We start from the raw sequence: 12,903 nt of genomic DNA on the forward strand, positions 1-12,903 counted from the left end.
AGGGCGTATATGCCTGGCCTGCGGGAACATCGTCTCGCACCATCGAGTTGGAGCAGATGTCAGCTGTTCGGCAGTAATTTTCCCCGCCGGAGCGGGGGTGATCCGGACGGGTGTCGGCAGTTGGAATGAGCTGTCCCGCCCCGCGGGACTAGCATGCGGAAGGACAGGGAGGGGACCGACCCCTAACTGCCTGACCGCTCTGAGGAGCGATTAACGATGTTCGAGAGGTTCACCGACCGCGCGCGGCGGGTTGTCGTCCTGGCTCAGGAAGAAGCCCGGATGCTCAACCACAACTACATCGGCACCGAGCACATCCTCCTGGGCCTGATCCATGAGGGTGAGGGTGTCGCCGCTAAGGCCCTGGAGAGCCTCGGGATTTCGCTCGAGGCGGTCCGCCAGCAGGTGGAGGAGATCATCGGGCAGGGCCAGCAGGCTCCGTCCGGGCACATTCCCTTCACCCCCCGTGCCAAGAAGGTCCTGGAGCTGTCGCTCCGCGAGGCCCTCCAGCTCGGCCACAACTACATCGGTACGGAGCACATCCTGCTCGGCCTGATCCGCGAGGGCGAGGGCGTCGCCGCCCAGGTCCTGGTGAAGCTGGGCGCCGATCTGAACCGGGTGCGGCAGCAGGTCATCCAGCTGCTCTCCGGCTACCAGGGCAAGGAAGCCGCCACCGCCGGCGGCCCCGCCGAGGGCACGCCCTCGACCTCCCTCGTCCTGGACCAGTTCGGCCGCAACCTGACGCAGGCCGCTCGCGAGACCAAGCTCGACCCGGTCATCGGGCGCGAGAAGGAAATCGAGCGGGTCATGCAGGTCCTGTCCCGCCGTACCAAGAACAACCCGGTCCTCATCGGCGAGCCCGGCGTCGGCAAGACGGCGGTCGTCGAGGGCCTGGCGCAGGCCATCGTCAAGGGCGAGGTGCCCGAGACCCTCAAGGACAAGCACCTCTACACCCTTGACCTCGGTGCCCTGGTCGCCGGCTCCCGCTACCGCGGTGACTTCGAAGAGCGCCTCAAGAAGGTGCTCAAGGAGATCCGCACCCGCGGCGACATCATCCTGTTCATCGACGAGCTCCACACCCTGGTGGGTGCGGGTGCCGCCGAGGGCGCGATCGACGCCGCGAGCATCCTCAAGCCCATGCTGGCGCGAGGCGAGCTGCAGACCATCGGTGCCACGACGCTCGACGAGTACCGCAAGCACCTGGAGAAGGACGCGGCCCTGGAGCGCCGCTTCCAGCCCATCCAGGTCGCGGAGCCGTCGCTGCCGCACACCATCGAGATCCTCAAGGGTCTCCGGGACCGCTACGAGGCGCACCACCGCGTCTCCATCACGGACTCCGCCCTGGTCGCCGCCGCCACCCTGGCCGACCGCTACATCTCGGACCGCTTCCTGCCGGACAAGGCGATCGACCTGATCGACGAGGCCGGCTCCCGGATGCGGATCCGCCGGATGACCGCGCCGCCGGACCTGCGCGAATTCGACGAGAAGATCGCCGATGTGCGCCGGGAGAAGGAGTCCGCGATCGACTCGCAGGACTTCGAGATGGCCGCGGGCCTGCGCGACAAGGAGAAGCAGCTCCTGGCCGCGAAGGCGAAGCGGGAGAAGGAGTGGAAGGCCGGCGACATGGATGTCGTCGCCGAGGTGGACGAGGAGCTGATCGCCGAGGTCCTGGCGACGGCCACCGGCATCCCGGTCTTCAAGCTCACCGAGGAGGAGTCCTCCCGGCTGCTGCGGATGGAAGACGAGCTGCACAAGCGCGTCATCGGCCAGAAGGACGCCATCAAGGCGCTCTCCCAGGCCATCCGCCGTACCCGTGCCGGCCTGAAGGACCCCAAGCGTCCCGGTGGCTCGTTCATCTTCGCCGGCCCGTCCGGTGTCGGTAAGACCGAGCTGTCCAAGACGCTGGCGGAGTTCCTCTTCGGTGACGAGGACGCGCTGATCTCCCTCGACATGTCGGAGTTCAGCGAGAAGCACACGGTCTCGCGGCTGTTCGGTTCGCCTCCCGGCTACGTCGGCTACGAAGAGGGCGGCCAGCTCACCGAGAAGGTGCGCCGCAAGCCGTTCTCCGTCGTGCTCTTCGACGAGGTCGAGAAGGCCCACCCGGACATCTTCAACTCGCTGCTGCAGATCCTGGAGGACGGTCGGCTGACCGACTCCCAGGGCCGGGTCGTGGACTTCAAGAACACGGTCATCATCATGACGACCAACCTCGGTACCCGGGACATCTCCAAGGGCTTCAACCTCGGCTTCGCGGCCCAGGGCGACACCAAGTCCAGCTACGAGCGGATGAAGAACAAGGTCAACGAAGAGCTCAAGCAGCACTTCCGCCCCGAGTTCCTCAACCGTGTCGACGACACCGTCGTCTTCCACCAGCTGACCGAGGACGACATCATCCAGATCGTCGACCTCATGATCGCCAAGGTGGACGAGCGGCTCAAGGACCGCGACATGGGCATCGAGCTCAGCGGCGAGGCCAAGTCGCTGCTGGCCAAGCGCGGGTACGACCCGGTGCTCGGCGCCCGTCCGCTGCGTCGCACGATCCAGCGCGAGATCGAGGACGCCCTCTCGGAGAAGATCCTCTTCAGCGAGCTGCGTCCGGGCCACATCGTGGTCGTCGATGTCGAGGGCGAGGGTGAGACCGCCAAGTTCACCTTCCGCGGCGAGGAGAAGTCGGCGCTGCCGGACGCCCCGCCGATCGAGTCCACTGCCGGTGGTTCGGGTCCGAACCTCAGCAAGGACGCCTGAGCGGCACAGCGCGGCACTCGCGGATAACCGCCTCAGACACTGCCCCGGAACCGTTTCCACGGTTCCGGGGCAGTGTTGTTCCGTAAGGGAGTCCGCTCTTTCCCGTCTTTCCCGCCCTGTTCTTTAGGGGCCGGAAATGCAGCACATTTTCGCCAGGGGTCATTTTCGGTCATTCGTGCACAGTCGGTCATTGGTGCACGGGTGGCGTACGGCGGATGCGGCGCGGACGCCGGCCGCACGCTACATCTGCACCACGCGAATGCCCTCGGGAACGCCGCTCACCGGTGGAATACGGCGGCCGATCCGCAGGGTGTCCAGCTGCGGAAAAGCAGCCAGCCATTCCATGGAAACGCCCAGGTCATAGGCGAGCCACAGCCGCGTCAGACCCTCGGCCGGAGCGATGCCCTCCAGCAGCTGGTCCGGTGTGAAAGGCCCGGCGATCCGCAGATGCGGGCGGCCGCCCAGCCGGCGCAGCGTATGCAGCTCCTCCAGGTTGGTGACCGGGAAATACAGCTCGGCCGGTTCGAGATGGGCGATGATCTCGCGGGCGTAGCGGGCGGTGTCGTGGCGCCGCCACGCCCCGGCGAGCTGCGCCCGTACGTCGTGATGCGCCCGGTCGCGCAGCCCCGTCAGATAGTCGATCGCCATGTCGTCGGCGATCGAGGTGGCGGTGATCGCGAGCAGATACGCCTCGTGGTCGGAGACCTGGGTGGGATCGGGCAGCATCTCCAGCACGATCGGCCCGATCCAGCCCAGCGCACGGGCCGCCGCCGGGGTGCTGGGCCGCACCATGGCGCGGGTGAAGCGCTGCACCCGCGCCCGGACCGCCGGATCCAGCTCCGTGGCGTGCTCCAGGCAGGCCGCCGCGAGCAGCTTGCGGTGCCGGGCCTCGGAGGCGCGTACGCCGGAGTGCGGGGCGAGCAGGCCGTCCAGGAGCGCCGCGCACTCATCGGGGCGGGCCAGCGCCACCGCCATCCGGACCACGTCCTCCCAGTCGTCGTGGTGGGCATGATCGAGCAGCAGCCCGAAATCGTGCCGCTGCACGGCCGCGCGGGCGGCCAGATAGTCCTGGAAGGTGCGGTGGACGAAGTCGACGGTGCCGGGGGTGGGCTCGCGCAGCAGCCCGGTGCGGTTGAGCAGATGCCGGAAGACGTCCTCGGGGCCGCCCTGGCGGGCCGCGTCCGGTATCGAGGGCAGATGCCGGGCGAGGGTGCCGACCGCGGTCGCCTGGTCCATCTCCGAGCGGCCGTTGACCAGCATCCAGTGGGCGAGCTTCTGCAGCAGCTGGATCTTGGGCTGCCGGGTCAGCTCCACCCCGTCGGTGGGGACCATGGCCCGCTCCCGGTCCCGGCGCTCCAGCAGCATCGACAGCGCCGCGTCATACAGCTCTTTCCGGCCAGACGGCAGATAGCCCCGGCGATCACGGTGCAGGGCACACAGCAGCCCGCACATCAGCGGATTGGTCGCCAGCCGCCCCAGATCGCGGGTGATCCGTACGGCATTGAGCAGCGTGCGTTCGTACTGGCCGAGCCGGTCCAGGTCGGCCGGGCACCGCTGGGCCGCGGCCCGGTGCCAGCGCTGAATGAACGCGGCGACGTCCTCGCGGCCCATCGGCGCAAGCGACAGCTCGCTGAACCCCTCACCGGCGAGCCAGTTGCCGGGGACCGCGGACGGCCGGGACGTGACGATCCAGACGTTCTCCGGATAGCGCGCCGTCCACTCGGCGAGCTTGCGGCGCACCTGCTCGCGCTCGCTCTCCGGGGCCTCGTCGATCCCGTCGATCAGCAGCAGCCCGCGCCCCGCGCCGAGCACCCGCTCCGTCCAGCCGGCCGGCGCCGCCCCGGCGTCCCGGTGGCCGACGGCGCTCAGGAACGTGCCGGGGGAGGGGATGCCCTCACAGGCGAAGCGCCGTACGGGCAGCAGGAACGGCACCCGGCCGCGCAGCCCCGCCAGCGCCTCGGGCAGCTCGTCACGGGCGGTGGCGACGGCCAGCCACTGCAGCAGGGTCGTCTTGCCCGACCCGGCCACCCCGCGGACCAGAACCTGCCCGCGGCCGGACAGCGCCTGCTCCGCGGGAAGCGGCGGGTCGTCCTGCCCCGCGGCGTCCGGCGAACCCTCGGTGTCCTGGGGGCCGGGCTCGCACTGGAGCCCCAGATAGGCGGCGTCCAGCGGCCAGCTGTCCGGGGAGTGCGTCAGATCGATCCCGAAGATCGTCAGGTGGTTGTGGAGGGCGGCGGTGTCCTGGGCGTAGCGGGCTTCGAAGGCGGCGTCTTGGGAGGCGAGGTCCGGTGTGGCGGGGGACGGGGGCGGAGCGGCGCCGTCCTGGAAGGCGGCGTCTTCCGCGGCGGCCTCGGTGGCCGGTTCTGCGGCGGTACGGGACGGCGGCGCGGCGGCGGGAGCGGCGCCCGGCCCGTGGATCAGCTCGGTGAGGGTACGGGTCTGCTCCACGAGCGTCCGGGCGACGAAGGCCGACCGCTCGGTGAAGAGGTACAGCAGATGCCGGGCGGCGACATCCAGCAGCAGGCCGTGCAGCCGGGCACCGTCGTGCGTCAGCTCACGGGTGGCGCCGGGCACCGTCCCGCAGAGGCGCCGGGCGAACTCGGCGGGGAGGAGGCGGGCGGCGTCGAGGTCGTCCATCTCGATGTCGGCGAGGGCGCGCAGGGTGCGGGCGAGGGCGGCGGCGACGGCCTGGTTCTCGGCGTCCGTCAGTCCGGTGTCTGCCCGGTCGGCGTCCCTCCGGCCGGCGTCCGTCCGGCCGGCCGACACCTGCTTGACGAGGGCCGCGGCGAGTCCGTGCAGCTCCTTCTCGCTCAGCGTTGGCTTCTCGCCGGTGAAGGAGAGCAGCCGGGAGATCTGCACGGGCCGGTCGACCGGCTCGGCAACCGGCCCGTCCGGGGCGAGGAGCCTGCGGATCAGCGGATCGACGACCTGGGGCGTGAGGTGGGCAACGATGTTCGTGGGATCCATGGGTTCCCCGTAACTGCGGTGCTGAATATGGGGGTTGAGGGGGCGCGCTGTCGGTCAGCCTAGGTGCGGGGGCGGGGGTAGTGGGTGAGTTTGATGTGGGGAGGGAGGGAGTGGCGGGAGGCCGGGCGGAGGTTGGAGAGATAGACCTCCTGGAGTTCTGGCAGGGCCGCCGCGGGGGAGAGGTCGATGAAGTCGATGATCACGCCGTAGAGCTGGAGTTCCCGGACGCCGGGGAAAGCCGGGAGGGCTGCGCGCAGCAGGCGGCTCATTTCGGACGGGGGGAGGTGTGCCGCGTTGAGGAGGCTGAGCGTTTTCACCTGCGGAAGCCGAAGTCCGGCCGGCAGGCGCAGGGGGACCCCTCCCCTCGCCAGGCCGAACGAGAAATCCTCCAGCTCGCTCAGCGAGGCCAGCGCACCCCATTGATCCTCGCCGAAGTCATCGGTGAGACGCGGAAGTTGGATGCCGCGCAAATGGGGCCAGCGGGTGATGCCGGTGAATTCGGCGCCGACAGGTCGGCTGAGGGTCATGTGGTTCAACGGGGCATCCACGGGGAGCGCCGCCAATCCCTCCGGCGGGAGCGTGCAGTGGAGCAGCAGGGTGCGGGGGTGGCGCAGCCGGCGAAGCCCGCGGGGAATCGGGATGTCTTTCTGGGGCGGCCCGGAGACGCTCAAGGTGTGGAGGCGAAGGTCCGTGATCGGGGCGACGCTTTCGACCGCCGGGCAGTCCCAGAGCGACAGCCACTTCAGTGCGGGGAATTCGCGGAGGAAGGTGAGGTCGGCGATCTCCGGGTTCTCCGTGATCGACAGACTTTCGATCAGGTCGAGCGGCAGCGCGCCGAGAAGTTCGGCAGCCGTGAAGGAGCCGCTCACCGAGACGCGTGGCCGACCGAGCGCCCGGAGTGCGTGCAGTTCGGCGCGCGACGTCGCGGTGATGGTCACCTTGGCGTCGAGGTGCTGGATGACCTCCCGGGCATAGGTGGCGGTATCGAATTGCGGCCATGACAGGGCGAGTTGGTGCTGAGTGCCCGTCGCAGGGTGATTCCGGAAGCGCTTCATGACTTCCAGCGCCGCGTCCGACCCGATGAGCGCCGCGGTCGCCACCACTTCCTGCGCCTCGTCGTCCGCCAGCCCCTCCGGACCGGGCAGCAGCTCCAGCACCAGCGGCCCCACCCCGAAGAGCGATCGCGACTCCTCACGGCTGCGCGGCGGCAGAAACGCCCGCGCGCGCTCGTTCACCTCGTCCCGTACTTGCGGATCGATCTCCGTCGCATGCTCCAGACAGGCCATGGCCAGCAGGTCGACCCGCAACCGGGCGAGGGGGCCATCGATACCGTCTGCGCGCGCCATCAACCCCCGCAGGATCTCCGCCCGCTCCCGCGGCCGCGCATGCGCCACCGCCATCCGGATCACGTCCTCCCACTGGGAGTCCTCCGCATGCGCCACCAGCAGTCCGAAGTCGCCGTCCTCCACGGCCGCCTTGGCGCCCAGGTAGTCCTGGAAGGTCCGGTGGACGAAGTCGACCGAGCCGGGGGCCGGTTCGCGCAGCAGACCGCTGCGCAGCAGCAGATGGCGGAAAATGGCCGTCGCATCGCCCTGTTCCGCCGCGGCGGGCACGGCCGGGAGTGCCTCGCCGAGGATGCGTTGGGCGCGCTCCCGGTCGAGTTCGTTGCGCCCGTTGCGGATCAGCCAGTAGGCCAGTCGCTGGAGCAGCTGGATCTGCGGCTCGTCGCTCAGCTCGATGCCCGTGGGGGCGGCCATATCGCGTTCCCGGTCGCGGCGGGAGAGCAGCATGCCGAGGGCGGCGTCGTACAGCTCCTTGCGGCCGGTGGGCAGATAGCCGCGGCGGTCCCGGTGCAGGGCGCAGATCAGGCCGCACATGAGGGGGTTGGTGGCGAGCCGGGCGAGGTCCTGTTTGGTGTGCACGGCGGCCAGCAGGGACTGCTCGTAGGCGTCGAGGCGTTCGGGGTCCTCGGCGTCGCAGCGGGCCGCGGCGTGCCAGCGGCCGATGAAGGCGGCGACCTCGGTGCGGCTCATCGCGGAGAGCGTCAGCTCGCCGAAGCCGTCGGCGGCGAGCCAGTCGTCGCGTACGGCGGAGGGGCGGGAGGTGATCAGCCACAGGTTGTCCGGGAAGGCGTCGATGAGATCGCGCAGCCAGCGGCGGGTCAGCTCGCGCTCGCGCTCGGGGATCTCGTCCAGGCCGTCGATCAGCAGCAGTGCCCGCCCGGAGGCCAGCACGCGGTCCGCCCAGCCCTCGGGCTGCGAGCCGGACACCGGGCAGCCGACGGACGCCAGGAAGCGGTCAGGGGTGGGCAGCGGCGCCCCGTCACGGGTGAGGGTGCGCAGCGGGAGGACGAACGGGATCCGGCCGTAGAGGTGGGGGAGGGCCGTGTCGCCGGGGGCCTTGGTGCAGGAGACGGCCAGCCACTGGACGAGGGTGCTCTTGCCGGAGCCGGCGACACCGCGCAGCAGCACCCGGTCGCGCCCGGCCAGGGCCTGGTCGGCGGGGACGGCCCCCGGTGCCGGCGGCGCGCCCCGGGGGCCGTCCTCCTCGGCGAAGGGAAAGACGGCCGCCACCTCCGGGGCGGCCGGGGCCGTCGCCTCCAGGCTCATATACGCGGCATCCAGCGGCCACCGGTCCGGGGAGTGCGCCAGATCGATGCCGTAGATGGTGAGTCTGCCGTGCTTACGGGCGAGATACGCGAGATAGCCGCGCTCGAACGCGGCGTCCGCCGCCCGCGGGGACGGATGCCGCGCCAGGAACTCGTCCATGAGCGTGATCAGGCTGTCCAGGCTCCTGCTCTGCTGGACCAGGGTGCGGGCCACGAAGGCCGACCGCTGGGTGAAGAAGTGCACGATGTGCAGGCAGGCGATGCCGAGCAGGGTGGCGTGCAGCAGCTCGGCGTCCCGGGAGAGCCCGCGGACGGCATGCGGGCTCGCCGCCGCCAGACGTTCGGCGAGGGCGGTGGCGCCCAGACGGACGGCCTGTACGTCGTCCATGTCGAGGTCACCCAGGCCGTGCAGCGTGGTGGCCAGGGCCCCGGCCACCGCCTGCTCCTCGTCCACGGCCAGGGGGCGCTCGCCGGGCCCGGCGCTCCGTACGGCCCGGTCGACCAGCTCCGCCGCGAGTTTGCGCAGGTCCTTGTCGGACAGCGTCCGCCGCTCGCCCTTGAAGCTGACCAGCCCGGAGATCCGGACCGGCTTCGCCACCAGGCCGGCGCCCGGCCCCTCCTTGACGAAGAGCTTCCTGATGAGCGGTGCGACCACGCCGGAGGCGAGTCGGACACCCACTGCTGACGGGTCCATCGTGCGATCCGCCCTCCCCCGTGGCCGGTGTTGTCGTCGGGCCACGTTATTGCGGCGGTCGGGGCGGCGGGGTGGTGATCGGCCAGGTGCACGGGCGGGTGGACCGCTGTGGCGGCGGTCACGGATTTCGGGCCACCATTACTACCCAATTCGGACATTTGGCGGGCCTGGGTAACCCGGGTCACAAAGGCCACGTAAGCCGGGTCACAAATGGCGAGTAAGCCGGGTCACAAAGGCCGGGTAAGCCACGTCACAAAGGCCCGGTTCGCCCGCATCACAAGACCTCGAAACCCCGCATCGGGCCTCCGGAAGGGGTGCGAAAAGCGGTTGGATCTTGATTATCGGTGACATGGCACACAGGCGTTTTGGGGCCTACTAAAAGAATTAGGGGAATGGGGGCCCGGGGGTACGGGGGTTTCCCGGGGCGGGCGAGGGGCTGGAGGCGGGTGAGCGGCGCGGGGGAGGTAAGCCCCGTGCGGCGCATGGGGAAACAGCCTGCTCAGGAGGCACGTAGCGGACCCGGGAGGCATGGCGAGATGTCCGAATTCGGGGGTTTCGTGCAGAGCTTCGGCGGGCGCGCAAGGGCCTCGGTCACCCGGCATCTCGTACGGGCCGGGTTAGTAGAAAGGCCCCTTGGCGGGGCGGCGAAGGCGGGTTACCAAGGAATGGCGATCCCGGTCCGCAGCCGGGAAACCAATCAATTCACTGGAGGAAAACCCGCATGTCGAAGTTCACCGCTCTCCGCAATTCGAAGAAGTTCGCGCTGCGCAATCGCGTCGCCGTTGTCGCCGCCGGTGTCGGCGTTACCGCCGCCCTGGGCGCCGGTATTGCCACCGCCGCCGACGCGGGCCTGCAGAACCTCACCTCGGGTGTCGGTTCGACCGTCTCCGCGCAGGCCGACGCACAGGTCAAGTCCGCCGCGGACGCCAAGGCCGCCGCGGCCAAGGCCAAGAAGGCCGCGGCCAAGAAGGCCGACTCCTGGGTCAAGCCGGTCGACAAGTACACCCTGGGCTCGACCTTCGGTCTGGCCGGCAGCCACTGGTCGCACAACCACAGTGGCCAGGACTTCGTCGTGCCGACCGGTACCCCGGTCAAGTCCGTCCACAAGGGCACCGTCGTCAAGGCCGGTCCCTACGGCGGCGGCGACGGCCCGGCGTACGGCAACGCCATCGTGGTCAAGCATGACAACGGCATGTACACCCAGTACGCGCACCTGTCACAGATCGGCGTGAACGTCGGCCAGCAGGTCGGCACCGGCGAAAAGATCGGCCTGTCCGGGAGCACCGGTAACTCCACCGGCCCCCACCTGCACTTCGAGGTCCGCACCGGTCCTGACTACGGGACGGGCATCGAGCCGACCGGATTCCTGCGGGCTCACGGCGATGCCGTCTGAGCTGAATCCGGCCGGGCTGGCCGGCGGTTCGGCGGGTTTGCCGCCGTGACCAGTTCTGTGGCGACCTCGAGGATGGCCTTGCGCTTCTCCTCGGGGTCGCCCTCCAGGTTCTGCATCGCGAACATGCCCGCATGCATGGAGAACAGTGCGGTGATGCAGCGCACCTGATCCGCCAGCTCCGACTCGGGCTCCCTGAGCAGCCCGAAGAGGGTCAGCATGCGCGATTTGAAGCTCTCGCCGATGCTCAGATCGCGCACCGCGGCCTGGTTCTCCTGCATGAAACGGAAGAGGGGCTCGGCCGAGCGCAGCGACTCGCTGTAGCGGCGGATCAGCTCCTGCTTCGTCTCCAGGGTCCGCGGCTGCTCCTCGGCCCAGGCGATCAGCTCGTCGATGGGCCGGCCCAGGTCCTGGAACAGGCCGATGACGATGTCTTCCTTGGTCTTGAAGTGGTAGTACAGCGCGGCCTTGGTGACCTCTAGCTTCTCCGCGATCTCCCGCAGCGACGTCTTGTCATAGCCCTGTTCGGAGAACAGCTCCAGAGCGACGTCCTGGATGCGCTGGCGGGTGTTTCCCCTGCGCGCCTGTGTGCTCATGGTGCTCTCCTGCGTCGTCGGTACTGGTCAGAGGGCTGCCCCGTGGGGCGCCAGAGAAACTTACTTGACGCCCGGCTAGTTCGTCGCCTACCTTCCTCACTGTACTGAACTAGCCGGGCGGCAAGTAAGTAGGAGTGAGTGATGGGGAAGTCGCGCCAAGCGACCCCGACGGGGGACGGACAGACCTCGGCCGTGCAGGCCAGACCGGACGCAGCGCCGGGCAAGGGGCAGGAAAAACAGCCGGCCAGCGTGCGGATGGTGCTCTTCGCGCTGATGATCGCGATGCTGCTCGCGATGCTGGACAACATGATCGTCGGCACCGCGATGCCGACCATCGTCGGTGAACTGGGCGGACTGGAGCACCTGTCCTGGGTGGTCACCGCCTACACGCTCGCCACCGCCGCCTCGACACCGATCTGGGGCAAGCTCGGCGACATGTACGGACGCAAGGGCGTCTTCCTCACCTCCATCGTGATCTTCCTGATCGGCTCCGCACTCTCCGGCATGGCACAGGACATGGGGCAGCTGATCGGCTTCCGCGCCGTCCAGGGCCTGGGCGCCGGCGGTCTGATGGTCGGCGTCATGGCGATCATCGGCGATCTGATTCCGCCGCGGGAGCGCGGCAAGTACCAGGGCATGATGGCCGGCGTCATGGCCGTCGCCATGATCGGCGGACCGCTCGTCGGCGGCACCATCACCGACCACCTGGGCTGGCGCTGGAGCTTCTACATCAACCTGCCGCTCGGCGCGATCGCACTGATCATGGTCACCGCGGTGCTGCACCTGCCGAAGAAGCGGTCGCAGACCCGGATCGACTACGTCGGCGCCGCGCTGCTCACCGTCGGCATCACCGCACTGGTGCTGATCACCACCTGGGGTGGCACCGAGTACGACTGGCTGTCGAGCCAGATCATCGGCCTCGGCGTCGTCGGTGTGGTCGCCCTCGCCCTCTTCGTACTCGTCGAGCGCAAGGTCAGCGAGCCGGTGCTGCCGCTGCACATCTTCCGCAACGGCAACTTCTCGCTCGTCACGCTCATCGGCTTCCTGGTCGGCTTCGTGATGTTCGGCTCGATGACCTTCCTGCCGCTGTTCCAGCAGACCGTGCAGGGCGCCTCGGCCACCAACTCCGGTCTGCTCCTGCTGCCGATGCTGCTGGCCATGATGGTGGTGTCGCTGTTCGCGGGCCGGGTCACCACCAAGACCGGCAAGTACAAGATCTTCGTCGTGGTCGGCGGCGGGCTGATCACCGCCGGCCTGACCCTGCTGTCCCTGATGGACACCGACACCACCCGCTTCACCTCGGGCGCCTACATGGCGGTGCTCGGCGCCGGTATGGGCTTCCTCATGCAGACCACGATGCTGATCGCGCAGAACAGCGTCGAGATGAAGGACATGGGCGTCGGCTCGTCCTCGGCCACCCTCTTCCGTACGATCGGCGGCTCCTTCGGCGTCGCCATCCTCGGCGCGATCTTCACCCACCAGGTGCAGGCCACGATGGTCGAACGGATCGGCAAGGCCGGCGAGAAGATGACCAGCGGCGGCGCCCAGATGGACCCGAAGGGCCTGGCCCAGCTCCCGCCGATGATCAAGGACGCGTACATGCACGCGGTCGCCACCGGCACCCACCACGTCTTCCTGTGGGGCGCGGCGATCAGCATCATCGGCTTCGCCGCCGCCTGGTTCCTCAAGGAGGTCCCCCTGCGCGGCGGCCCGGCCACCCCGGCCGAGAGCACGCAGCGCGACAACGCTCCCACGGACCGAATAGCGGTGCCTGAGTCCGTCTGAGCCAAAGCCGGTGGGGGGGGGGGGGGGGGAGGAGGGGGCACCCCCCCCCCCCCCCCCCCCCCCCCCCCCCCCCCCCACCCCGGGTCTCCGGCCCCCAGGGGGGGTCGCCCCAAACCCCCCC

Annotated in this window: 6 protein-coding genes; 3 read left to right on the plus strand and 3 right to left on the minus strand. The window is 69.5% G+C overall.

Annotation, left to right across the window (positions count from 1 at the left end; translation table 11 throughout):
- The first annotated feature begins 216 nt into the window (after positions 1–216).
- Entirely contained in the window at positions 217–2,742 is a 2,526-nt protein-coding gene (locus ACZ4XD_RS09795) for an ATP-dependent Clp protease ATP-binding subunit (RefSeq protein ID WP_042150248.1), read from the plus strand.
- 240 nt (positions 2,743–2,982) lie between these two features.
- On the opposite strand, the gene ACZ4XD_RS09800 is transcribed toward ACZ4XD_RS09795, so the two are convergent.
- A complete protein-coding gene (locus ACZ4XD_RS09800) occupies positions 2,983–5,709 on the minus strand; it encodes an NACHT domain-containing protein (RefSeq protein WP_468039995.1) in 2,727 nt (908 codons plus the stop codon).
- A gap of 59 nt (positions 5,710–5,768) precedes the next feature.
- On the minus strand, positions 5,769–9,011 hold the full coding sequence (locus tag ACZ4XD_RS09805; protein ID WP_468039998.1) for an NACHT domain-containing protein: 3,243 nt from the start codon (positions 9,009–9,011) through the stop codon (positions 5,769–5,771).
- Between the two features lie 721 nt (positions 9,012–9,732).
- Between ACZ4XD_RS09805 and ACZ4XD_RS09810 the strand changes: the two genes are divergently transcribed.
- The gene (locus tag ACZ4XD_RS09810) at positions 9,733–10,404 is read left to right on the plus strand and encodes a M23 family metallopeptidase (RefSeq protein WP_468040001.1); all 672 of its coding nucleotides are present in this window, start codon (positions 9,733–9,735) and stop codon (positions 10,402–10,404) included.
- Here the strand turns inward: ACZ4XD_RS09810 and ACZ4XD_RS09815 are convergent.
- Positions 10,386–10,997: a TetR/AcrR family transcriptional regulator gene (locus tag ACZ4XD_RS09815; protein WP_468040003.1), complete on the minus strand. Its 612-nt coding sequence runs from the start codon at positions 10,995–10,997 to the stop codon at positions 10,386–10,388. The two genes, ACZ4XD_RS09810 and ACZ4XD_RS09815, sit on opposite strands and share 19 nt — an antisense overlap.
- Before the next feature lie 141 nt (positions 10,998–11,138).
- Between ACZ4XD_RS09815 and ACZ4XD_RS09820 the strand changes: the two genes are divergently transcribed.
- Complete coding sequence (locus ACZ4XD_RS09820) at positions 11,139–12,782, plus strand: MDR family MFS transporter (RefSeq protein WP_468040005.1); 1,644 nt, start codon at positions 11,139–11,141, stop codon at positions 12,780–12,782.
- Positions 12,783–12,903: the final 121 nt, after the last annotated feature.

The sequence above is a fragment of the Streptomyces sp. NPDC029466 genome (genome assembly GCF_055574515.1).

Coding starts and splice junctions, on each gene's coding strand:
- ACZ4XD_RS09795 (WP_042150248.1), top strand. CDS start 217: ATGTTCGAGAGGTTCACCGACCGCGCGCGGCGGGTTGTCGTCCTGGCT.
- ACZ4XD_RS09800 (WP_468039995.1), bottom strand. CDS start 5,709: ATGGATCCCACGAACATCGTTGCCCACCTCACGCCCCAGGTCGTCGAT.
- ACZ4XD_RS09805 (WP_468039998.1), bottom strand. CDS start 9,011: ATGGACCCGTCAGCAGTGGGTGTCCGACTCGCCTCCGGCGTGGTCGCA.
- ACZ4XD_RS09810 (WP_468040001.1), top strand. CDS start 9,733: ATGTCGAAGTTCACCGCTCTCCGCAATTCGAAGAAGTTCGCGCTGCGC.
- ACZ4XD_RS09815 (WP_468040003.1), bottom strand. CDS start 10,997: ATGAGCACACAGGCGCGCAGGGGAAACACCCGCCAGCGCATCCAGGAC.
- ACZ4XD_RS09820 (WP_468040005.1), top strand. CDS start 11,139: ATGGGGAAGTCGCGCCAAGCGACCCCGACGGGGGACGGACAGACCTCG.